The organism is Haladaptatus sp. AB643 (genome assembly GCF_024136975.1).
Classification (GTDB): domain Archaea; phylum Halobacteriota; class Halobacteria; order Halobacteriales; family Haladaptataceae; genus Haladaptatus.
Map to the genome: position 1 here is coordinate 1 of NZ_JAMYJW010000016.1, position 22642 is coordinate 22642.

The 22642-nt window shown below is 60.6% G+C and carries 24 protein-coding genes, 2 tRNA genes and 1 pseudogene; 10 read left to right on the forward strand and 17 right to left on the reverse strand.

Features of this window, described 5'->3' with window-relative positions:
- Nucleotides 1-136 precede the first annotated feature (136 nt).
- Nucleotides 137-210: transfer RNA gene (locus NKF25_RS22140), tRNA-Phe, on the reverse strand.
- Between the two features lie 378 nt (nt 211-588).
- On the opposite strand from NKF25_RS22140, the gene NKF25_RS22145 reads away from it, so the two are divergent.
- Both NKF25_RS22145 and NKF25_RS22150 read left to right on the forward strand, forming a co-directional pair.
- The gene (locus NKF25_RS22145; RefSeq protein ID WP_253228810.1) at nt 589-726 is read left to right on the forward strand and encodes a hypothetical protein; all 138 of its coding nucleotides are present in this window, start codon (nt 589-591) and stop codon (nt 724-726) included.
- Between the two features lie 291 nt (nt 727-1017).
- Complete coding sequence (locus NKF25_RS22150; RefSeq protein WP_253228811.1) at nt 1018-2136, forward strand: hypothetical protein; 1119 nt, start codon at nt 1018-1020, stop codon at nt 2134-2136.
- A gap of 32 nt (nt 2137-2168) precedes the next feature.
- Here the strand turns inward: NKF25_RS22150 and NKF25_RS22155 are convergent, their stop codons facing one another.
- The 5 genes from NKF25_RS22155 to NKF25_RS22175 form a co-directional block, all read right to left on the reverse strand.
- Entirely contained in the window at nt 2169-2570 is a 402-nt protein-coding gene (locus NKF25_RS22155; protein WP_253228812.1) for a cupin domain-containing protein, read from the reverse strand.
- A gap of 98 nt (nt 2571-2668) precedes the next feature.
- Nucleotides 2669-3871 carry an MFS transporter gene (locus tag NKF25_RS22160; RefSeq protein WP_253228813.1) on the reverse strand — a complete coding sequence of 401 codons (1203 nt, stop codon included), beginning with the start codon at nt 3869-3871 and terminating at the stop codon, nt 2669-2671.
- Between the two features lie 256 nt (nt 3872-4127).
- Nucleotides 4128-4892 carry an SDR family oxidoreductase gene (locus NKF25_RS22165; protein ID WP_253228814.1) on the reverse strand — a complete coding sequence of 255 codons (765 nt, stop codon included), beginning with the start codon at nt 4890-4892 and terminating at the stop codon, nt 4128-4130.
- Nucleotides 4893-5024: 132 nt separating this feature from the next.
- A complete protein-coding gene (locus tag NKF25_RS22170; RefSeq protein ID WP_253228815.1) occupies nt 5025-5702 on the reverse strand; it encodes a helix-turn-helix domain-containing protein in 678 nt (225 codons plus the stop codon).
- Between the two features lie 365 nt (nt 5703-6067).
- A tRNA-Val gene (locus NKF25_RS22175) sits at nt 6068-6141 on the reverse strand.
- Nucleotides 6142-6226: 85 nt separating this feature from the next.
- Between NKF25_RS22175 and NKF25_RS22180 the strand changes: the two genes are divergently transcribed.
- On the forward strand, nt 6227-6496 hold the full coding sequence (locus NKF25_RS22180) for a hypothetical protein (protein ID WP_066144713.1): 270 nt from the start codon (nt 6227-6229) through the stop codon (nt 6494-6496).
- 170 nt (nt 6497-6666) lie between these two features.
- On the forward strand, nt 6667-8619 hold the full coding sequence (locus NKF25_RS22185) for an ABC transporter ATP-binding protein (protein ID WP_253228816.1): 1953 nt from the start codon (nt 6667-6669) through the stop codon (nt 8617-8619).
- 62 nt (nt 8620-8681) lie between these two features.
- Here the strand turns inward: NKF25_RS22185 and NKF25_RS22190 are convergent, their stop codons facing one another.
- The 4 genes from NKF25_RS22190 to NKF25_RS22205 all read right to left on the reverse strand — a co-directional run bounded on the left by NKF25_RS22190 (nt 8682) and on the right by NKF25_RS22205 (nt 12288).
- Nucleotides 8682-9317, reverse strand: a complete 636-nt coding sequence (locus NKF25_RS22190) for a hypothetical protein (protein WP_253228817.1) — start codon at nt 9315-9317, stop codon at nt 8682-8684.
- 100 nt (nt 9318-9417) lie between these two features.
- Complete coding sequence (otsB, locus tag NKF25_RS22195; RefSeq protein WP_253228818.1) at nt 9418-10263, reverse strand: trehalose-phosphatase; 846 nt, start codon at nt 10261-10263, stop codon at nt 9418-9420.
- Nucleotides 10260-11762, reverse strand: a complete 1503-nt coding sequence (locus NKF25_RS22200; protein ID WP_253228819.1) for a trehalose-6-phosphate synthase — start codon at nt 11760-11762, stop codon at nt 10260-10262. The genes otsB and NKF25_RS22200 overlap by 4 nt, the downstream gene beginning before the upstream one ends.
- Before the next feature lie 211 nt (nt 11763-11973).
- On the reverse strand, nt 11974-12288 hold the full coding sequence (locus NKF25_RS22205; protein ID WP_253228820.1) for a hypothetical protein: 315 nt from the start codon (nt 12286-12288) through the stop codon (nt 11974-11976).
- A gap of 90 nt (nt 12289-12378) precedes the next feature.
- Between NKF25_RS22205 and NKF25_RS22210 the strand changes: the two genes are divergently transcribed.
- The gene (locus NKF25_RS22210) at nt 12379-13116 is read left to right on the forward strand and encodes a creatininase family protein (RefSeq protein ID WP_253228821.1); all 738 of its coding nucleotides are present in this window, start codon (nt 12379-12381) and stop codon (nt 13114-13116) included.
- 179 nt (nt 13117-13295) lie between these two features.
- Here the strand turns inward: NKF25_RS22210 and NKF25_RS22215 are convergent.
- Both NKF25_RS22215 and NKF25_RS22220 read right to left on the reverse strand, forming a co-directional pair.
- Nucleotides 13296-13673, reverse strand: a pseudogene (locus NKF25_RS22215) (DUF5790 family protein); the annotation flags it as partial.
- 230 nt (nt 13674-13903) lie between these two features.
- Complete coding sequence (locus tag NKF25_RS22220) at nt 13904-14245, reverse strand: dihydroneopterin aldolase family protein (RefSeq protein ID WP_253228822.1); 342 nt, start codon at nt 14243-14245, stop codon at nt 13904-13906.
- An 84-nt stretch (nt 14246-14329) separates the two neighbouring features.
- Between NKF25_RS22220 and NKF25_RS22225 the strand changes: the two genes are divergently transcribed.
- From NKF25_RS22225 to NKF25_RS22245, 5 genes are all read left to right on the forward strand, one after another.
- Complete coding sequence (locus NKF25_RS22225; protein WP_066144744.1) at nt 14330-14938, forward strand: translation initiation factor IF-2 subunit beta; 609 nt, start codon at nt 14330-14332, stop codon at nt 14936-14938.
- A gap of 85 nt (nt 14939-15023) precedes the next feature.
- On the forward strand, nt 15024-15767 hold the full coding sequence (gene azf, locus NKF25_RS22230) for an NAD-dependent glucose-6-phosphate dehydrogenase Azf (protein WP_253228823.1): 744 nt from the start codon (nt 15024-15026) through the stop codon (nt 15765-15767).
- Nucleotides 15768-15819: 52 nt separating this feature from the next.
- The gene (locus tag NKF25_RS22235) at nt 15820-16371 is read left to right on the forward strand and encodes an NUDIX hydrolase (protein ID WP_253228824.1); all 552 of its coding nucleotides are present in this window, start codon (nt 15820-15822) and stop codon (nt 16369-16371) included.
- The gene (locus tag NKF25_RS22240; protein WP_253228825.1) at nt 16368-16886 is read left to right on the forward strand and encodes an NUDIX hydrolase; all 519 of its coding nucleotides are present in this window, start codon (nt 16368-16370) and stop codon (nt 16884-16886) included. The genes NKF25_RS22235 and NKF25_RS22240 overlap by 4 nt, the downstream gene beginning before the upstream one ends.
- A 48-nt stretch (nt 16887-16934) precedes the next feature.
- Entirely contained in the window at nt 16935-17288 is a 354-nt protein-coding gene (locus NKF25_RS22245; protein ID WP_253228826.1) for a rhodanese-like domain-containing protein, read from the forward strand.
- 85 nt (nt 17289-17373) lie between these two features.
- Here NKF25_RS22245 and yciH read toward each other — a convergent pair whose 3' ends face one another.
- The 5 genes from yciH to NKF25_RS22270 all read right to left on the reverse strand — a co-directional run bounded on the left by yciH (nt 17374) and on the right by NKF25_RS22270 (nt 22614).
- Entirely contained in the window at nt 17374-17667 is a 294-nt protein-coding gene (yciH, locus tag NKF25_RS22250) for a stress response translation initiation inhibitor YciH (protein WP_066144754.1), read from the reverse strand.
- Between the two features lie 65 nt (nt 17668-17732).
- Nucleotides 17733-19979, reverse strand: coding sequence for a transglutaminase domain-containing protein (locus tag NKF25_RS24520; protein WP_253228827.1), 2247 nt, complete (start codon nt 19977-19979; stop codon nt 17733-17735).
- Entirely contained in the window at nt 19976-21001 is a 1026-nt protein-coding gene (locus NKF25_RS22260) for a DUF58 domain-containing protein (RefSeq protein ID WP_253228828.1), read from the reverse strand. The genes NKF25_RS24520 and NKF25_RS22260 overlap by 4 nt, the downstream gene beginning before the upstream one ends.
- Nucleotide 21002: 1 nt before the next feature.
- Nucleotides 21003-22001 (reverse strand): MoxR family ATPase, encoded by a 999-nt coding sequence (locus NKF25_RS22265; RefSeq protein ID WP_253228829.1) that lies wholly within the window; start codon nt 21999-22001, stop codon nt 21003-21005.
- Nucleotides 22002-22281: 280 nt separating this feature from the next.
- Complete coding sequence (locus NKF25_RS22270; protein ID WP_253228830.1) at nt 22282-22614, reverse strand: hypothetical protein; 333 nt, start codon at nt 22612-22614, stop codon at nt 22282-22284.
- Between the last annotated feature and the right edge of the window lie 28 nt (nt 22615-22642).

The following is a 22642-nucleotide window of genomic DNA, read 5'->3' on the forward strand; positions in this document are numbered from 1 at the left end:
AGAAACATGCCGCCTCCCGGATTTGAACCGAAGCAAGACAGTCCTGCTCGTTCGCTCCGCTCACTGCGCGGGCTGTGACTTGCAGGGTTCAAACCGGTCGTGAACATTTTCACTGCTCACATTGTTCGCAGAAACATGCCGCCTCCCGGATTTGAACCGGGGACAGCTCGATCTTCAGTCGAGTGCTCTCCCAGTCTGAGCTAAGGCGGCTCATTCTGGAAAAGGTGGATGGTACAAAAAAGGATTTCGAAATCCGCCGGAGGGAAGACGAATCGACCAGAATCCCTTACACCTGTATCGGCAGGCGACACAAGCCATTTACGCACGGTCGTGGTAGATACTGGCATGGGAGATCGGGCCTGCTATCTGGAGTTTTGTCCGGCGTGCGACGCGCAGGTGACGATTATTGATGATAAATGTCCCGATTGTGGAAATTCACTTTCAAATTCTGAGCCGGATTCGACGAAGTGATGGCAGAAAACACCCAATTCTGTTCGAAGATGTAATACTTAGGAGGACAGAAAGCGGAGAAACGCGCAGTTGGGAGAAAACTTATACCAATACGGTACTGCAGTTCGACATACCCACATGGTGCAAGAGAACACCGAGAAATGGGACGACTGCCTGGAACGCGAAATCGACGGCGGGGTCGAACTGTACGACCCCGAGAACGATAACGCGTGGATATGGTCCGACTTCGGCGTCGACCTCTCATGGGAAGCCTAGCGCACGCCCGAGGAGACCGATTTACAGGCCGACTGCTGTCCAACTGACGTACAAGCGAGTGCCCTGCCCCCTCTTTTCCGTCTCTACTCTCGGTGCTCTCCTGCGATCCATTCCCACCCGATGCAACCGTTCCATCCACGGATACTCCATTCGTTATTTTTGCCCGACTTGTAGTAGCACAACAAGATAAAGTATATAATCCATTGCTTACTGTGAATATGCAAACAGGACTGCACGTCCGAGAATGTGTCTCCAACCTACTCTCGCGTCACCAGTCCCGCCCTCTTTCCCATGCACGTTTTATCATTCGAACGCGAAACGCTCGACTCCTCCACGCTCGGCGTTTCGGGATTCCTGCTCTTGGGCCTCCTCGAAACGTTCGGTCGGTATTTTAGAATCCTCTACGGCGAACAGCAACCCCACATCGACGTTCGGTGTTGCTGGCGGCCGCTTGCGAACGCCGTGCTCGCCGGGAAACCGATCTACGTCCGACCGGCCGTAGACAACAAACCGCCGCTGTTCGAACTGCTCAACGTCACCGTCGCATCGACGGGCCAGTACTTGCTGGTCTTTTTCATCCTGATCGGCATCGCCAACGGCGTTTCGGCGATCCTCCTCTGGCGAATCTGCGCCGACCGAGGCGCTCCTCGCGTCGGACTCATCGCCGGACTGTTGTTCCTGACGAGCGTTCCAGCCACCGGTGGCACGGTGATAAACGTGCGCTCGTTTGCGATAGCGGGCATCCTCCTCTCGCTGTGGGTCGAACACCCGCTCGCACGCGGTGCCACGATCGCAGCGGCGGGACTGTTCTCCCAACATGCGGTGTTCGCCATCCCGGCGCTAGCATACGACCGTCTCCGATATCTCGACCGGAATTCGAGTCTCCAATGGCTCGCCCGATTCATCGCCGGTGGGGTCGCCGTCCTCGTCGTCTCGTTCGGATTCGTGTACGTCGTCTGGGGAGCACAATCCTTCCACGGTGCACTCTACTGGTCGTTCGGTGCCGCGGAGAAGTACACGACAAATCCGGTCGTTCCGTCGATTATCGGCGATACACACCGATGGATGGTGGCACTGTATCACGGCGTCATCAAACACCTGTTTCTCATCGTCCCTGCGACGATCATCGTCCACTTGGCCGCGACCGAACGCGGTTCGAACCGGGTGATCCATTCGACCAATGCCCCACTCGTGACGACGACGTTCCTCGCACTCTCGATGTCGATTCCGTTGCTCGTTCGAGCGTACCGTGCCTACTGGCTGTACCCGCTCCCCTTCCTCGCGCTGTTGGCAAGCATCGGCTATCAGCAGTTCTTCACGGTTGGAAGGAGTGAACTCCCGCCAACAGAGAGAATCAATCCCGAAAAGCGTCGCCACGCCGAGACCGAGCGCCATCGTACCCGCGAATAACTCTCGGTTCCCGCGGCCCGTGTTCGCTCGAACTATTCGTTCCCTTCGTATTCGTCGTCGGTGACGTGTTCCATCCACGTGACTACCTCTCCGTCGAGTTCCTCCTGAATCGCGATGTGCGTCATCGCCTTGTCCGGTGACGCCCCGTGCCAGTGCTTCTCGCCCGGTGGGAACCAGACGACGTCACCCGCACGGACTTCCTCGATCGGACCATCCTCGCGCTGGACGAGGCCGCATCCGCTCGTGATGACGAGTCGCTGTCCCAGCGGGTGAGTGTGCCACGCGGTGCGCGCGCCGGGTTCGAAGGTAACGCTCGCCGCCGCTGCGCGGGCGTCGTCCTGCGGGTCGAACAAGGGATCGATTCGAGTGTCCCCCGTGAAGTATTCATCCGGGCCTTCGGCAGACGGTAGTGAACGGCTGTCTGTGATTTCCATGTATGATACCCAGTCTTGTTTTGGGTAGCATTTAACTTGGAGGTGGTGCTATCCGAAAAGCCCCTTTAAGTATTGATCGCCGTAACGTCCGATCTGGCTCACTCGCCTTCCGAAGTCGTGCCCCGATAGAAAAGCCCGGCACCGAGAACGGTAACGACGCTCACTGCGACGAGCGGAGCGACGTACCCGCCGGTCATGCTATCGAGTACACTGACGGCGAGTGGACCGAGGAAAGCCGATAGAGCTATCGAGATATTGAGCAAGCCGACAGTCGCGGTCGCATTCTCAGGTCCGAAGCGGGTGAGGATGATCGGCGACCACAACGAAGCGAGAGGTCCGAGACTGGCACCGAGACCAACGAGCACCACGTAGATCATCGTATTTGAGTGGACAAATGGGAGCGCGAAAACGAATACAGCCGCGAGAACGACACTCGCTATAAACGTCCGACGCCGACCAACACGGTCACCGACGAGCCCGCCGCCGATTCGGGTAACGACGCTGACGCCCCCGATGATGCTGAGGCCTGTCGCAGCGACCGTTCGATCGACGTTGTTCGTCGTGAGGATGGTGACGAGATGTGAAGCGAGAACGTAGTACCACGTCCAAATCAGGGCGTATCCGAGAGCCGTACGGAGGAAATAGGAATCCCCGATCCGTCCACGAAGCCACGCGATGTCGATTGTACGTCCGTTCCGCGAGCGATTCTGCGGTCGACGATATGCGAGACTCGAAACCAGCACGAGACCAGCGGCGACACCGACGACGACCGCAAAGGCAGCACGGAAGTTCATCCGGTCGAAGAGCCAGAGCCAGACGAACGGCAGCACTAAGGGACCGAGGCCGACCCCTGTCATCGTGATGCTCGTGGCGACTCCCCGGTAGTCGTCGAACCACTGCGGGGCGAGCGAGACGACGACTGTGAAGGCGGTGCCTCCGGACGTACCGAGTACGGCAAACGCGGCGAGAACACCGACGTACGAATGCACGACTTGGAGGAGCGCGGCAGCGACACCGAGTCCAACACCAACTGCTGCAACGACAGGCCGAAGGGGGAATCGAGCAGCGAATATACCGAAGAGCCCACCAACGATAAGGAAGAACGCAGTGGTAATCGAGAAAATAGAGGAAGCCTGCAAAGCGGTCAATCCGAACGCTGCGGAGAGCCGGTCAGCGTAGACGGTGAAGGTGAAGAGAGAGCCCCAGATCGAAGTGAGCATACAGACACCGAGCGCGACGACTAGCCACCCCTGCGCGGAGTCCAAGGTATCCTCGTGTACGTTGGATACAGTGGTCGCCATTATTGGATACCCCTCTGGGCAGCATAGTTGCCGACAGTGCGTTCGGAGGGTGAAATTCTAGAAGTGAGAGTAGGTCTTGCATCCATCATCCGTCTCCGAAAGAGAGGTAGGGTCCACATGGTTTGGAAGTGGTGCTATTCAGAAAGCGTCTATAAATCCGTCCAATGTCGAGAGACGAACAGAGAGGAGTTCGTACCCAAAATCGATAGGTCATCGAGATCGGTGTGAGTCCGTCGCTAGATTCGCAAAGATCGGATTACGGTTGAACCTGGTCGAGCGGTCGAATCAGAATCTCGTTGATATCGACGCGCTCCGGTTGCGTGACGACGAACGTGATCGTCCGAGCGATGTCCTCGGGGGCGAGTGCCTCCATCGACCCGACGTGCTCCTTGACCCCCGCCTGGACCTCGTCGTCCGGGATGTGTTCGAGCAGTTCGGTGTCGACCGCACCCGGTTCGATCGTGGCGACGTGGATTCCGGCCTCGGCGATGTCGAGGCGGAGCGAGTCACCGAACATCTTGACGCCCGCTTTCGTCGCGTTGTAGTGGGAACTGTTCGGCTGAAGGAATCGTCCGACGACGGAGGAGAGGTTGACGATGTGCCCGCTCTCCTGCTCCAGCATCGTCGGAACGACGGCGTGCGTGAGTTTGATGAGGCCGCTGAGGTTCACGTCGATCGTCGTCTGAAGCGTTTCACGGTCCGCCTCTGCGATGTGTGCGAGCGGCATGAGACCGGCGTTGTTCACGAGGATGTCGATCCGACCGTACTCGTTGAGTGTCGTCTCGACCAAGTTGTCGATGTCGTCGTCTTCCGTAATATCGGTCGCGACGACGAGCGCTTGGCCGCCATTGCTCTCGATTTGGTCTGCAAGATCCGTGAGTTCGTCTTCCCGCCGGGCCGCGAGCACGACGTTCGCCCCTCGTGATGCGAGTGACTCGGCCGTCGCTCCACCGATTCCAGACGATGCCCCGGTGACGATTGCGACCTGTCCATCCAACTCCGAACCGAATTCTGTTGACATCAAATGAAGAAAGGTACGTCGTGGGTTTCGGAGTTATGCTATTCAGAAAGGTCCTTTAAATACATCTCGCTGCTGAGCCCGATTCCGCGAATAGCAACGATACCAACGACGAGAAGGTGCGTGAATGTGATTCTATTTGGAGAGGGCGTCTATCTGCGGCTGTGAACCGAGCGCCGAAGTGAGGAGCTGCCGCTCACCCCGGCGAAGAAGGCTCGACATCGAGGGTTGTGAGATTCCCATCTCCTCGGCGAGTTCCTCGGTACTGACCTGACGCGGGGCTTCGTAATACCCTCGACCAATCGCCAACTGGAGTGCCTCTTCTTGCCGCTCGGTCAGCCCGTACTCGGACGACTCGTCATCCTCGGGGGGATTCTGGGAGATGGAGATCAGTTCGACCTCGATACCATACTCTTCACAACGGGTTCGCATCCCGTTGAACGCATTGTAGTTCTGAAAGAGCTTCTCTTCGTACCACCCGTCGGGCATGACGACCGTCGGTTCGACTTGGCTCGCAGTGAACCGTTCGGGGGCAAACGCATCCGAGACGACGTCCGCCAATTCGATGGTGAGTTGATAGACGTCCTTGCCGCTCGCACGTCCGAGTGGAGTCGTCTCTACGACCTCGTCGAAAGCCAAAAGCTCGTCTTCGGAGACGTCGTCGTTCGGATCGAGATAGACGACGAATACCCGAGCGGTTCGTTCCCGACAAAGCCCGTGAACGCACTCGACTTGGTTCGAGGGAAGCGATTCGGCGAGATCAACGAGCGGAAGCGAGGGCGAACGGATAACGAATTCCGTGGTGATTGTCATGAGGGATGGGTATGCTCTCTCCGAGGTTAACCCTCTGGATTTTTTGTTCGACGACGACCGACAACGTGAGAACGGACGATTTCTCGGTCCATTCCTGATTTGGTCTCGTAGTTGAAAGAAAGGTACGCGTCGATCACATACTCTTCGGCTTGCTCAGCGAAGCCCGGACGTCAACATACCATACGCAACTCAAGTAGGATTGGAACACGGCATCGCGCAGAATTATATGGGTTCGGGCGGATTCGAACCTCGCCAAGACGTTCCTGCTCGCTCACATTCGTTCGCTGCGCGGGCATGCGACTTGTCTGGTTCAATCGCCCTCACGAACGAATTTACTCGTCACGTCCGTTCCTCGCAAAATTCGATGGGTTCGGGCGGATTTGAACCACCGACCTCGGCCTTGTAAGGGCCGCGTCATAACCAACTAGACCACGAACCCGTATCCCGAAAAAATCGCTCCGGGGGAATAACTGTTACTTTCTCGGTTTCGTAACGACTACCACCGTCGCTAGCAATCCGCAACTATGGACGACTCGCTCTCGGCCCTCGACGAGCAGGACGGTTGGAAAGTGGACGGGTTCGCCGCACGAGTACACTATCGCGGCGCGGACGAGTTCTACAGCATCGAATACTACCAGCCCAGCGAATGCGTCATCTACTGGAAAGTGAAAGGGGACGGCGACGTGGCGGTGCCCGTCGGGCGCGGGACGGTCCCCGGGCCGCTCCGCGAACGAGTCCGAATGGATCTGGATGAGGCGGGCATCGACCCCGATATCGAAAGCCGAAAGCTCTGAGAGTTTCCTTTCTCCCGAGGTGAACGATAGCAAACGATCAGTCGAGGATGAACCGTCCCGAACCCTTATTTGACGATCGAACGCAATCTACCACGTCCTATTGACCGGACCAAATGGTGTTTCGGTTCGTAGGAAACTCTTATCAATCCAGTGTCCCTTCAGATAGAATAATGAGCACACACACGGACGAAGACGACCCGTTCGAAGAACAGCGGGAGAACGCCGACAATCCGATGCGGCGTCTGTTCTTCGAATATGGGGGCGAGAACCGGTTCGCCTTCGTCGTCGGAGTCCTCTCCAGTTTCTTCGCTCGGGTGTTGAACCTCCTACCCCCGATAATACTCGGCGTCGCTCTCGATTCTCTTATCAAGAACGAGAAACCGATTCCCTACTCGAAGGCCTTGGCGGGGCAGGTTCCATTTCTCTCCACCGGTGCGGCACGGCACATCGTTCCCGCGACGACACAGGGCCAGTTCTGGTTCTCGGTCGTCATCATCGCCATCGCGTTCGGGGTGGGGGCGATGTTCCACTGGGGGCGAAACTGGGGATGGAACTCGTTCGCTCAAAACATTCAGCATTCGGTTCGAACCGACACGTACGACAAGATGCAGCGGTTGGACATGGAATTCTTCTCGGATAAGCAGACGGGAGAGATGATGTCCATCCTCTCGAACGACGTGAATCGTCTGGAGCGCTTCCTGAACGACGGGATGAACTCCGCGTTCCGCCTGGGCGTGATGGTCGTCGCCATCGCGGCTATCCTCTTCACCATCAACTGGCAACTCGCGTTCGTCGCACTCGTTCCCGTACCGCTCATCGCGCTGTTCACCTACAAGTTCATCCAGATCATCCAGCCGAAGTACGCCGACGTGCGCTCCTCGGTCGGGCAGGTCAACTCCCGACTGGAGAACAACCTCGGCGGCATTCAAGTCATCAAGACGAGCAACACGGAGACCTTCGAATCCGACCGCGTCGAGGACGTGTCGAGCGACTACTTCGGCGCGAACTGGGACGCCATCATCACCCGGATCAAGTTCTTCCCGGCGCTCCAAATCCTCTCGGGACTCGGCTTCGCCTTGACGTTCATCGTCGGCGGTCTGTGGGTGTTCAACGGCGAAGCGCCGTGGTTCTTCTCGGGAGACCTAGACCCCGGTCAGTTCGTCACCTTCATGCTGCTCACCCAGCGGTTCATCTGGCCGATGGCGCAGTTCGGGTCCATCATCAACATGTACCAACGCGCCTACGCATCCAGTGCTCGCATTTTCGGGTTGATGGACGAGCCGAGTCGCATTCAGGAGGACCCCGACGCGGAGGACCTCGCCGTCGGAGACGGAGAAGTCGTCTACGACGACGTGACGTTCGGGTACGACGACGAGACCATCGTGGAGGACATCTCCTTCGAAGTCGAGGGTGGGGACACCCTCGCGCTGGTCGGTCCGACAGGTGCCGGGAAGTCCACCGTCCTCAAACTCCTCTTGCGGATGTACGACGTGGACGAGGGAGCCATTCGCATCGATGGAACCGACATCCGCGACGTGAGCCTACCGAGCATCCGTCGGAACATCGGCTACGTCAGTCAGAACACCTTCCTCTTCTACGGGACGGTCAAGGAGAACATCGAATACGGAACGTTCGACGCGAGCGACGAGGATATCGTAGAAGCCGCGAAGGCCGCCGAGGCACACGAGTTCATCAGCGGCCTCCCCGACGGCTACGACACCAAAGTCGGCGAGCGCGGCGTGAAACTCTCCGGCGGGCAACGCCAGCGTATCTCCATCGCCCGTGCCATCCTGAAAGACCCTGAAATCCTCATTCTGGACGAGGCGACCAGCGACGTGGACACCGAGACGGAGATGCTCATCCAGCGCAGCCTCGACAAACTCACCGAGGACCGCACCACCTTCGCCATCGCTCACCGTCTCTCGACCATCAAGGACGCGGACAAGATCGTCGTCCTCGAAGGCGGCAAAATCGTCGAGCGGGGACGACACGACGACCTCATCGGCAACGACGGTCTCTACGCTCACCTCTGGGGCGTGCAGGCCGGGGAGATCGACGAACTCCCACAGGAGTTCATCGACCGCGCCGCCCGCAGAACCGCGCGCACCGACGCCGACGACTGAGAGCGGAATACCGTCCTACTGCTGGCCATCCCTGCTGCCGTCCGTCCTACTGCTGGCCGTCCCTACTGCCGTCCGTGCCGATACCGCTTTCCGCCTTTCTCGACCGCGAGGTCCCGCTGCCGGGAGAGCGCCACGTCCGCCCGTCGTTCGTATCGTCGAATCTCCTCGTCCCGTCGTCGGTGTCGTGCTTTCGCTAGTTCGCGCTGCCGTCTCCAATTCGGATCCCGGGGACCGCCGTACTTCGGCACGTCTCCCGTGTTCGATTCCCGCTCCGTTTCGTCGCGACTGGATTCGGGCACCTCATCGCCGTCGTCTTCGTCCCGTTCCCGTCGCTCCCGCACTTCGTGCATTTCCCGCCGTTCGCGTAGTTCCCGTTCGCGCCGTTCTCGTGCACCCATCTCCGCTTCCTCGGGTTCGCCTTCCGGAACCCTGTTTTCGTATCGGCCTCGATACGACGGCCGTTCCGCCGGTCGTTCGTACTCCCTGTTGGCGCGTCGGTCGGCGTCGGATCGGGATGGTCCGTCGGGTGGATGCGGTGGCGTCGGTTGTTCCGGCCGTAATTCGTGTTCGTTTGTGTCCGCCTCTACGTCCGGCGCGTCGTGTTCCTCACCTCGTTCGGATTCGGGTTCGTTCCCGGATTCGGATTCGCTCCCTGGAATTCGTTCCTCGGGGTCGTCCGTATTCTCGTGAGACACCATCCGGAGAATCTACTCGAAAATCGTGAATAAACCGGCGTGACCGTTCAGATGGTTTGGGTGGTTCGGGTGGTCGTTTCGAATCGGGTAACGCGGGGTTTCCTCATCCCCGTGGTGATGCCGTACTCGTCGTCGGAGGGGACTCCAAAAATTCGACGCCGTATTCGGCCAACCATGCGAGCGTCGTCCGCACTGCGGCCGGGTCGGCGACGCGATAGCTCGCGACCGTCGGTGGTTCGTGTCCGACTTTGACGCCGAGTCCCGACTCGGGCAGGACGTCGAACGCATCCTCGTCAGTTCGGTCGTCGCCGACGTACAGCGGCAACCACGTCTCCGCGTTCGGAACGCGGCGGCCGTACAGCCACCGAATGGCTCGGCCCTTGTGCCACTCGACGTCGGGGCGCAGTTCGATGACCTGTTTTCCGGTCGTGACACGGACGTCCTCGACACCGCGAACGGCATCGCGCACGAAGTCACGAACTTCGGGAACTCGATCGTCGTCGGCGAGTCGGTAGTGAATCGACGCGGTGACACCCTTGTCCTCGACGAACGCGCCGTCGACCGTGTCGAGTCTGGACTCGAGGGTGGAGCAGAGACGGGCGATATCGTCGGCTGCGTCCTCGGCAACCGAATGGGTGTGTCGGTCACCATCGGAGAAGAGTTCCAAGCCGTGATTCCCGGCGTAGGCGATGCCGTCGACATCGACCCGCTCTCGGAGGTCATCCAGCCCCCGACCGCTGACGATACCGACCTCGACGTCCGGAGTATCCCGAAGGGCTTCTATCACGACACGCGTCGCCGGTGGAAGCATCACCTCGTCGGGGTGGTCCTCGATCGGTGCGAGCGATCCGTCGAAGTCGAACATGGCGAGCATTCCGTCGGCATCACGTAGTCGCGTGACCAGCGCATAGAGGTGGTGCCGAAGCGGCTCAGGTACGTCGTCGTTCATCGTCCTCGTGGTGACTCCGCTGCGATTTCACGACCGCGACGAATCGCTTCGATAGTCCGGAACTGAGCGTTCATCCATGCGTATACATCGTTCGACCGCACTTGTTTTTTGAGGCCATACATCCTGCGTTCACGATCCGCTTGGGGAAGCGAAAGTGCCTCCTCGATCGCGTCGGCAAACCCTTTGGTGTCGTGTGGATGTACCGATACCGCCTCGTCGCCGAGTTCCCCGTTCGCGCCCGCCAACTCGCTCAGCAGGAGTACGCCCGGTTCGTCCACCTGTGAGGCGATGAACTCCTTCGCCACGAGGTTCATCCCGTCCCGGCGAGGGGTGACGATGCCGAGGTCGGCTTCACGGTAGAGCGCCGCGAGGCCTTCCTTCGGAAGGTGTTCTTTCAGATAGACGATGGGTGACCAATCGTCGGTACCGAAGCGGTCGTCGATACGCTCGATTTCCGATTCGACGCGACCCTGTAGCTCCCGGTACGCACCGATTTGACTCCGACTCTCGGACGCTTTCTGGACGTAGGTGAACTCGCCACGCCATTCGGGATGTCGCTCCCAGAAGCGTTCCAATGCCGAGAGCCGTTCGGGAATCCCCTTGGTGTAGTCGAGGCGTTCGACGCCGATTGCGAGCGTGTCGCCGACGGCGCATTCCTCGCGGAACTCGTTCCAAAACGCGGTCGCCTCCGTCGACTCGGCGAGTTCCTCTCTCTCGACCGCATCGATACCGAGCGGGAAGGGTCGGACGAACGTCCGTCTTCCATCGTAGACGACGCTCTGAGTCGCCCTGTCGACCCGGGTGTCGGAAAGCATTGCGGCGCAATCGAGGAAGTTCTGGCAGTAGCGCTCGGTGTGGAAGCCGAGGAGGTCGTTTGCGAGCAAGCCATCGAGCAGTTGCTCGTACTGTGGACACGTTTGGAAGACGTCCCACGATGGCCACGTGATGTGCCAGAACTGCATGCAGAACGTATCGGGACGTTCCTCGCGGACGTGTCGAGGAGCCAATCCGAGATGATAATCCTGAAACCAGACTACGGAATCGGTGTCCGTCTCGTCGATGATGGCGTCAGCGAAGGCGCGGTTCGCCTGCTGGTAGTGGTTCCAGAACTGCTCCTCGGCGTTCATCTTCTCCAGGTCGATGTGACAGATAGGCCAGAGCACTTGGTTGCTGTAGCCGTAGTAGTAGCCCTCGACCTGTTCATCGGAAAGCGGGACGCGCCGAATCTCGTAGGCCGGAGACTCCGGCGGAACGCTGACGCGTCCGTCCGTGTCGGCCACGTCGAAGTCCGCGTCGCCGCTCCCCCACGCAACCCACGTTCCGCCAGCGGATTGCATGACGGGGTCGAGTGCCGACGTGAGACCGCCCGCCGGACGGTTGACGACGATGTCACCGTTCTCACGTTCGTGGCTGTACGGTTGGCGATTCGATGCGACGACCAGCTTCTGGTCCCCCAAGTGTGAGGAAACGGTTTCGGCAGCGGACCGTTCCCCTGTCATGATTTCACCCGTTGTCGCGGGTGGAATTTCCGGTCGAGACCTGCACGTCTGTATTCATTCATCAGTTGTCGGTGGGTCGTGACTGCGACGAATAAGCCAGTCGTCCGTTCATCCGGATTCGACGTGAAAAACGGTAGTAACAGGCGATTACGACTCCCGTAACCGCGACCTGATCATTGGAAACCCCTTCTTGTTCGGCTTCCGTGTGACCTCAGAACGACTCTTGGTCGGGGTCTTGTTCCGTAGTTTCCGCCCCGCCCGCTCCACGGTCGGAGTAGCGTTGACGACCCACTGCGTCGCTATCGGCCATGTTCAATATCGATTGCCGGACGTCATCCGCGGACTCGTACGTCTCGTCGAGCGGGGCGATGACCTCTTCGAACGTTTCGGACCCCCTCGGATACTCTATTTCGTACTCGCCGTATTCCGAGACGAGTTCGTCCACGTCGGCGGGATAGTCGTGGTCGTCGAGTTTCTCGCTCAGTTCGCCCAGCTCGATACCTTGTTCGCGCTCTCGGTCAGACATGAAAAGAACGACATCGGAGAGTTAGTAAGTCCTTCTGGCCCCGATTCCTAATTCGGCGGCTACAAGACGATTCCCGTACACGAATTCGATATGCATCTCTCCGACGCGACGTGGACCGACGCAGACGGCGTGGACACCGACCTCGCGCTCCTCCCCGTCGGAAGCACCGAACAACACGGTCCGCACGCACCGCTCGGCACCGACTGGTTGAACGCCGAAGCGGTCGCGAACGCGGGCGCGGAGGCATACGACGGCGAAGTGGTCGTCGCCCCGCCGATTCCCGTCGGCGTGAGCGAGGAACACCGCCAATTCACGGGGACGCTCTGGGTTTCGGAGGACACCTTCCGCCAATACGTCCGCGAAACGGTCGCCAGCCTCGCCCATCACGGTTGGGACCGCGTGGTCATCGTCAACGGCCACGGCGGCAACGTGGCCGCGCTCCGTGAAGTCGCCGGAACGATCGCGCGTCACGACGAGGCCTACGCCGTCCCGTTCACGTGGTTCGAAGCCGTCGGCGACCACCGGAACGATATGGGCCACGCCGGGCCGCTCGAAACCGCGTTCCTCCGTCACACCCGCCCTGAACTCGTCCACGAGGACAGGATCGAGGAGGCACGCGAGGGTGCCAGCGACGGTTGGGGCGAATGGGTGTCCTACACCAATCTCGCCTTCGACAGCGCGGAGTTCACGGAAAACGGCGTCGTCGGCGACCCGGAGGCGGGTGACGAGGAGCGCGGCGAAGAACTGTTGGAACTGGCGACGCAGTCGCTCGTGAAGCTTCTCACGGCGGTCGAATCACGCGACGTGCACCGCCCCGAGCACGAGTAGTTTTCTCCTTACTCCTCGTCCTCTTCTTCTTCGACTTCCTCGTCGGCCGCTTCTTCCTCTTCTTCCTCTTCCTCCTCTTCCTCCTCTTCTTCCTCTTCCTCCTCTTCCTCCTCTTCTTCCTCTTCCTCCTCTTCCTCCTCTTCCTCCTCTTCTTCGACTTCCTCGTCTTCGGCGTGCAGTTCCTCCAGCGACCCCTTCAGGCTCGGAATCGTGCTCGCCAGTTCGCCGACCTGCTCGCGGGCGTCCTCGATGTCCGAGATGGCGCTCTCGATGGTCTCGATTTCGGCTTCGAGATCGTCGGCGTCCTCGAAGGCGTCCGCGCGCTGTCCCATCGCGTACCACTTCTTCGCGTCGTGCAGGTGCTCGGCGGCGTCGCCAACGTCGAGCGCCGACCGAAGCGCGTTGAGCGCCCCGAGCGTGTTCTCGGCGTCGGTCTCCCAGACGGCTTCCACGGGTGGCAGTTCCTCGCGGGCGGCCGCGAGGTTCTCCTCCACGTCTTCCCGCATTTCGTTCGCCGCTTCTCCGAACAGTTCGTCATCGAACGAGGATTGGCTCATGTCACTTGATTAGACGGGATCGCATTTAAAAGATAACCCGAAACCGGAAGTGAAACACGGCACCTCCACCTTTTGCTGCGCGGAAATCGCGGCGAAGCCGCGATTCCGCTGGCAAAATCTGGACCAAAACCTCGGTGCTCCTTTCGAGGTGCTTCACACCTCTCCAGTCCGCGCCGAGTCCGCTCGCTCCTTCGTCGCTCGCGGGCCAACGCGACGGAACTCGATTTTCCTCACTCCTGCCGAACCGACTCGATTTTCATCAACGGGTAGCCGTCCTCCATCTCCATTCGCGTGACGACCTCAGTCCCCTCGTGGTCGATGACTATTTCGACTTCGAGATATTTACCCGTTAATTCAGTATATCCGTGGTCGATCTCCTCGGCCAATTTGTCGGTCAGGATGTCCACTTCGACCGATTCGCAGAATGGCTGATTCTCGATGCTCTCCTCGATGGCGTGTTCGAGGCTGTCGGCGCTGTCGGGGCTGACCGGCGTTCCGGCGAACTGGTGATACAGCGCACCGAACTTGATTCCGGCTTCGAAACAGGCCGCGTCTCGGGTCGTCGGTTCCATACCTCGGGAGAGGCGTTGGAGGTTAAAGTTCGTGATGACATGGAACACGGAGCACATTTACGTGTTCACCTCTCACCAAAACACATGGATTACAGTTCTGCACTCGACAGAGGCATGGACGCCGTTCCGGAGTTGGAGACGAGCGACGAGCGATTCAGCTATCCGGACCCGGCCGTACAGAAGGACGGGTCGTTCACACGACTGACCAATTTGGACGACATCGCCGACGCGCTTTCGCGTGACGGCGAGCACGTCCACAGTTCGGTCCAGCGCGAACTCGGGACCAGCGGGAAGTACGAGGACGGACAGGCTCGCTACAGCGGGTCCTTCTCGGTATCCGACTTCGAAACCGCACTGGACGAGTACGTCGAGGAGTTCGTCATCTGTTCGGAGTGTGGCCTTCCGGACACCCGTCTCGTGCGCGAGAACCGCAACCTCATGCTCCGCTGTGACGCCTGTGGTGCGTTCCGTCCCGTCACGAAACGAAGCACGACGAACCGAACCCAACAGCGCGATGCCGTCGAGGAGGGTCGAACCTACGAGGTCAAGATCACCGGCACCGGACGCAAGGGCGACGGCGTCGCCGAACGCGGCAAGTACACGATTTTCGTCCCGGGCGCACAGAAGGGTGACGAGGTACAGGTGTACATCGAGAACGTCAACGGGAACCTCGCGTTCGCCCGTCTCGCGTAGGAAGATCTATCGCGGCACGAACGGTCCCAATCTCGCGCCGCAAAATCGCATGGTTCTTATCGAGGTTGTGCCTCTAGCCGACTGAATGGACGATCCCGTTCTGCTCACGGGTTCCGAGGGCCGCGTCGGGACGGCGATTCTCGGCGACCTCGAATCGAAATACGAGTGGCGATTGCTCGACAGGGAACCGCCAGCGGCGGAACCGTCTAACGAGTTTTTCGTCGCCGATATCACCGACTACGATGCCGTTTACGAGGCAGTGGACGGTGCGGGGGCGATCATCCATCTCGCTGGGGACCCCCGTCCGGAAGCGCCGTGGAACAGCGTGCTCGGCAACAACATCGACGGGACACACACCGTGCTCCAAGCGGCAGTGGACGCTGGCGTCGAGAAGTTCGTGTTCGCCTCGTCGAACCACGCCGTCGGTGCCTACGAGACGGAAGAGCGTACCCCCGACCTCTACCGGTCACACGACGAGTTCCGACTGGACGGCACCGAACTCCCCCGTCCGAGCAACCTCTACGGCGTCAGCAAGGCCGCCGGGGAAACGCTCGGTCGATACTACCACGACGAGTTCGACATCAGCGTGGCCTGTGTCCGAATCGGTAACCTGACCGAAGGCCACCCGCCGATAGATTACGAACGCGGGCAAGCGATGTGGCTTTCCTACCGCGACTGTGCCCACCTGTTCGACCGCTGTCTGTCGGCCGACTACGACTACGAAATCGTCTACGGCATCTCGGACAACGACCGGAAGTACTACTCCATCGACCGAGCGCGTGAGGTCCTCGGCTACGACCCGCAGGACAACTCCGCACACCACGACTGATTTCTATCTCCCATCAGTTCGATTTTAACGACTCACTCCCTCAGTCACGACCATGACCGACGACTGGCACGATCACGACTGGCCGGTACTCGAATCGAAAGCCGAGTACGAAACCGGGTGGTACACCGGCGGCTACGACCTCGTCGAACAACCCGACGGGACGACGAAGAAATACTACTGGGCCGACCTCCCGTCCGCGGTCGTCATCCTCGCGATCGAAGACGGGCAAGTAATCTTCGTCGAGCAGTACCGCCCCGTCATCGGGGAGACCTGCTTGGAGTGTCCCGCCGGTGTCGTGGAGGACGGCGAGTCGTACACGGCCGCCGCAGGGCGTGAACTCCGGGAGGAGACCGGGTTCGAAGCCGCCGGTCTCTCGCTGCTCGAAACGTTCTGGGTCGCCACAGGTGCCCTCCGCCACGAGCGCGCCATCGTCTTCGCGGAGGGGTTGACCCCGGCGGAACGTGATCTGGACGACAACGAATTCCTCTCGGTGCGGACGGTTCCGGTCGAGGACGCCCTCGCCGCGGCCCGTGAGGACCCGGCCAACGACGCGACCATCGAGGCGCTCCTGCTCGCCGAAACTGAAGGTCTGCTCGATCAATGAACTGGAAACTCCACGCGCGACGCGGGGTTTCGCTTCTCGGCCACGCGGTCGGGTACGACACCCTCGAACGACCGGACGGAAGGACGGTTCGTCGGTCTTGGTTCGACCCGCCGGACGCCGTGGCCGTCGTCGCCCGAACCGGCGACGAAGTCGTCCTTATCGAGGAGTACCGACCGCGACTCGGTGAGCGAGTACTCTCCTGTCCCGCCGGGCGGATGGAACCCGGCGAATCCTACGAGAGCGCCGCGAAACGGGAACTGTACGAGGAGACCGGCTATCGAGCGGGTAACGTCGAACTGCTCGAAACGTACTACCCGTCGGCGGGCATGCGAAAACAGCGGGCCGTCGTCTTCGCCTCGGATCTGATGGCGGGCGACCAGCACCTCGAATCCGACGAGTTCATCGACGTTCGGACGGTGCCCGTCTCGGACGCCATCGACGCGGTCCGAACCGGTCCGACCTGCGGGTGGGGATTACCGCCGCTCCTGCTCGCTCGCGAAGAAGGGTTGATTTAGATACCCCGACCGGGTCGCTTATTCGGCCCGCTCCCATATCCCCCGTCGATGGACGGCGAAATCTCCACCGAAGACGTTCACGACCTTATCGAGTCCGAGGAGGACGTTCGTATCGTCGATATCCGACCCGAACCGCAGTTCGACGGCGGGCACATCCCGGGCAGCGAAAACATCCCGTTCCACACGCTTCCCCGCCGAGTCAGCGAACTGAACGATGCCGACCGCGTCGTCACCGTCTGCCCGCTCGGAAAATCGAGCGTCCAGGCCGCGCGACTCATCGGCTCCTACGAGGGCGTCTCCGGAGACGTGCCGGTCGAGAGCATGGCCGGTGGATTGACCGATTGGGAGTACGAACTCGAATCGTCTGATGGCACCGAACGGGAGCAGGACGCCCCGTTCTGAGTTTCGTTGCGGACGGCTGTCGCTCACGTTCAAAGACTGCGAAAAATGGGGTGTAGTATGCTGATATCCGACCAACAGGCGCTCGTCAGGCGACGTTGAACCCGCGGTCGCGGAGGAAATCCTCGACGCGTCCGGTATGGTTTCCTTGAAGCTCTATCTGACCCTTCTCGACCGTGCCACCGCAGGCGAACTTCGACTTCAGGTCCGAGGAGAGACTGTCTACGTCCACGTCCTTTGGGTCAAATCCTTCGATTATCGTTACCTCTTTTCCATAACGGCGCTCGTCGATGCGGATGGTGATCTGCTGGGATTCTTTTGCGACGTCTTCACAGACGCAAAGCTCCTGAGGCAGCCCGCACGTCGAGCAGACTTCCGACATTACGCATGGGGCTACGAAACCAACCTATTAAACATTGTCGGGTATGTTGCCATATCGAACGGCCGTTACCCGCTCGTCCCGTCCGGCGTGGACCCGCGAACGATCTCGTTTACGAGAGATACCGCTTCATCTGCATTCTCGCGTGTCACCTCGCCCGCGTACTGTGCCCGTTCATACAGAGAACCGACACGTCGTGCCCGCTCGTCGATGCCGACGTGCGAGAGCGAGGCGAGGTACTCGCGCGGCGTCTCGCCCGGGCGACGTTTGCGATGCTTGCGTGACAGATAGTACTCCAACCTGTCGAACGCACGCTCGACGTCGGTTCCGGGGTCCTCGCGCGGTTGCCAGCGCATCCACACGGTTCGGTACGCCCACTCGATGAGACCCATCCGTCGTGCCGTGAGCAGCAGGCCGACGAGTAGCAAGCCGCCGTAGAGCGACTGTGATTTCGAAGGTAGTTCGATGGGGATACCACCGCCGCCGCCCCCGAGGGCGCTCGCGTTCGTCGTTGTCGTCGTTGTCGTCGTCGGGCCACTGGTGCCGAGTTTATCGCCGACGTTGCCACGGCCGTTCGGACCGGTGGAGACGTTCGACCCATTCTCAGGGCTAGTCGTCGTGGTCGTGGTGGTCGTCGTGTCGGATGTCGTGGTGGCGGTCGTCGTCTCCGGCGTCCACGTTCCGTTCTGGCTTCCCGCCGTATCGACGCCCGATTTGCCGTTCTGCCGGGCCTCGTCCACGATTTGCTGTTCGGCGTTCGAGCGCTGTGTGGACGGGGTCGGGTCGAAACGAACCCACCCGGTGTCCGGGAAGTACACCTCGACCCACGCGTGCGAATCGAGGCCGCGGACGACCCACGTGTCCTCGTCCGTCCGCTGTCCCTTCGTGTAGCCCGTGACGAACCGTGCGGGAATGCCCTGTGTCCGGAGCATGGCGGTCATCGCCGTCGCGTAGTAGACACAGTAGCCTTTGTCCATATCGAAGACGAACGAGTCAGCGATGTTGCCGTCCGGCCGCTTCACGTGGAGCGAGTACTCCTTGTTCTCCTCCAACCACTGTTCGATGGCGGTGGCTTTCTGATACGGTGTTTTCGCGTCGGCGGTTATCTCGTTGGTCTTCGTCGTCAACCGCTGTGGCGTACTGCCGGGAAGGCGGGTGTACTGATTCTCGATATCGCTCGGATACGCCGTACCGGCCTCGTTCAGACCGGATGGGGACGCCGACGGAACTTCGCTGACGACGCTGTACGAACTGCCGTTCGTCAACGGCTGTGTCGGCGAGAGGCTCCCAGCGCTGCTGATTCGCGTGTTCGATTGCTGTTGTGAGCCGATGACTTTGATGGGCTTCCACGCGGCTGGCATCGCGTCCACCTGTTTCGCTTTGACGGTGAACGTCTGTCGCACCGTGTAGGACTGACCGAGCGACGACTGCGCGTGATAGGATTGGCTCTTCCCGGTCCGTATCCAGTCGTCTCCAGTGTATCGGTCGTAGGATGCGACCTTCCAGTAACTCCCGTGGTTCGCCGTCACCGTGTACTGTACCTTCGGCGAGAGTTCGATACTCCCCTGAATCGAAAGTTGTGCGCTGTTACTGATGAGACCGCCACTACCGCCCGAGCCACCACTGCTTTGACTGGGGAGAATCGGACTTGCTCGACCGCCGGGGACGACACTCATCGTGGCGGACAACAGTACCATCACGATGAGCGCGACGACCAGCACGTCGACCTGTCCGACGGTCCCGCCGTAGCGAGCCATCGTCCCGAAGGCGACGATGCCGAGTGCGCCGAGCATCCCGACGAGCGTCACGAACGACCCGGCGTCACCCGTGAGAACGAAGAAGCCGAGTGCCGCGCCACCTGCCGCAGCGGCGAGCATGTATCGCCGTCGGAAGACGAGATACCACGGGACGAACACGGTTGCCGGTGCGACGCCCAACGCCCACGTTCCGACCTTTCGCATCTCCAGAATCGACAGGCCGGTCAGCAGGGCGATGTTGTCGGCGATGATGTGACCCGTCTGAGAGAAGACGTCCACCCCTCCCGGAATCGTCGTGTAGTAGCCGAACATCCCGCCAGCGAGCAATAGCGCGCCGATGCCACAGGCGACCCATTCGGGGACGACCCGGGCCAGGAGCGTCGCACCGATGAAGGCACCAGCGACGAGCAGGAGAAGGGTATCCGTATCCCCCGCGATGTTCGTGATGTCGTAGAGGACCTTCAGCGACGACCCGATGAGAACTGCCGTCGAAGCGATGGCGAGGCCCTGATACGGAATCGTCACGTCGCCGATAGAGAAACCGCGTGCCGTGCTCACGACTTCTCACCTCCATCGGCCCGCACCCCGTCGAGGGCGCTCGTCCGTCCCCGTCGCGACGTGAATTCGTCGAACGACATGGTGTCACGGCCCCACCGAATCGTCACGTCCCGTTGGTCGGTCAGTCCGCGAACGAGCAGGTCCGCGTGCGCTCGCTCGCGTTCGTGCACCTGTCCGCTCTCCATGTGTGCGAGGACAGTGAGAATCCGCGTTCGCTGGTCGGTACTGCCATCGGGTCCGACGTGACCGTCGGGCGTGGTCACCCCGACAGAGACTCCGATGTCGAGCAGGGCCGCCGCGATACTCGCCGTCGCGTCCGCGACGGCATCGACACGACCCGCGTTCGCCTCCGCCACGATCCGTATCTGCTGACTCTCCTCCTGCGGTTCGAACTGCCGGACGAACATCTCCCCGACCGGCCGCTTCGCGCTCGATTTCCAGTGGATGTCCCGAAGCGGATCACCCACCTGGTACTCCCGCAGTTGGTCGAACTCGCGTCGTGCCGCGTTCGTGTGACTGTCTTCGAGCGCGCGTGCGGTCGTCACGCCGTCGACCGGTTCTACCCGTGGGAAGACGAGAATGGACTCCCGGATCTGATGGGTGAAAGTCTCCTCGAACAGGCCGAACACGTCTTCGGCCACGACCCGCACCGGGCCGATGGTCTGCTCGCCACGCTTCGTGAGGCGAACGTCGAATTCGACCGCGGTCTCGCCGATGCTGGTCTCGATGGGGCCGCCATCGTACTCCAGTCCGTCGGCGAGTTCCAGATCGACGGTTCCCGCGAACGGGTCCGGCGCGTCGAAGTCGAGTGTTATCGTCACCGCTTCCTCCCGGGACCCGACGTTCGGCGCGGACACGTCGAGTTGTGGGCGTTTCGTCCGCTTCAACTGGATGAAGCCGACGAGTATCGCCACGAGAAGCGGGGCAACCACGGCGTTCAGCGACCGAGCGCCGAACGAGGCGGCCAACGCGAATCCGGCGACACCGACGGCGATGAACATCCATGCACGTCGTGTCAGCATCTCACTCCACCGGGACGTTGTCGAGGGCCTTTCGGATCATCGTCCGCCCTTCTTCACCGCCCATGACACCCGTGTCACCCCGTACGCGGTGGGAGAGCACGACTTCGGCTTCCGTCTTCACGTCGTCCGGGATGACGTACTCCCGACTGTCGAGGACGGCCCGTGCTTGGGCCGCACGGAGCAGCGAAATCGATCCTCGGGGGCTGACACCGAGTTGGCAGTGGTCGCGGGTGTAGTTCGCGAGTCGGGTGACGTACTCCCTGACCGGCTTTTTCACGGTCACTTTCGTGATCGTCGCCCTCGCCCGTCGGATGTCGCTCGCGCTCGCGACGGGGTCGAGTCGGCGAATCGGATGCTCGCCGACGACGCGCCGGAGGACTTCCGATTCGTCCTGCGGATTGGGGTAGCCGAGCGAGAGCTTCTTCATGAAACGATCGATTTCGGCGACCGGGAGTTCGTACGTCCGGTCCTGTTCGATGGCGTTCTGCGTCGCGATGACCGTGAACGGGTTGGGAACGTCGTGGGTCTTCCCGTCGATGGTCACCTGCTCTTCCTCCATCGCTTCCAACAGGGCGGATTGGGTCTTCGGCGGTGCGCGATTGATCTCGTCGGCGAGGACGACGTTGCCGAAGATAGGACCGGGTTGGAACTCGAACTCGTTCGTTTTCTGGTTGAAGATGTTGACGCCGGTCACGTCCGAGGGGAGGAGGTCGGGCGTGAACTGCACGCGTTTGAACGAACAGTCGATGGAGCGCGCCAACGACCGGGCGAGCATCGTCTTGCCGACGCCGGGAACGTCTTCGAGAAGGAGGTGGCCGCGCGCGAGAATCGTCGTCAAAATATGCTCGGCGGCGTCGTGTTGCCCGACGATAACGTGTTCGATGTTGTCGATGATACGTCCTGACAGGTCCGCCGCGTCCTGTACCGAGAGGGGGTCCGCGAACTCGTTGGTCGGCCGCTCTACGGGGGTCTGCTCTGGATCTTTGTTAGCTTCCTTCATGCTATGAATGCGCGATTGGTCGAAACGGGTCCTTGTGGGAAGTGGGGACGCTAGGGGGGCGTCTCCCTCGTTACGCGTACTATCGAAGCGTACCTTTGTAACTTTTGTCGCTACGCCAAGAGGTGTCCCGGTTACCCTTGAATACTTTGTGCATTGATGTTTCGAGGAGCTCAGCAGAAGAGATCGGTTCCATTCGATCCATCATGTTTCCAAAATTGCTGTGTTCGGAGAGAAGAGAGGTCGCTAGCTGGTCGGACGGTATCCGAGAAATTTCACGCGCTCACCACACCTTGCAGTCGGCACAGACCATCCCGTCCTCGTCGCGCCAGCGTTTCTCGACGCTGGACCCACAGCACGCACAGTTCGCGCCGTCAGGCGTCCAATCGTACGTCGCTCTGGCGGGTTCGATATCGTCGGAGTCCAGTTCGGATACGTCCTCGCCGGTCTCGTCGGTCCCGTCGGTTTCGACCGGTTCTCCTTCTGCTCGCTCTTCAGTTACCGGTTCGTCGTCCACCTGCTCCCCCTCTCTCGATTCGTCCGCGATCCGCTCGTCCGGTTCATCCGGTTCGTCCGTTGTCCCCGCGAACTCCGAGAGCGACGTATCCTTCGGCACGGTCCCGCCTACGAAGCCCCAAGCCGTA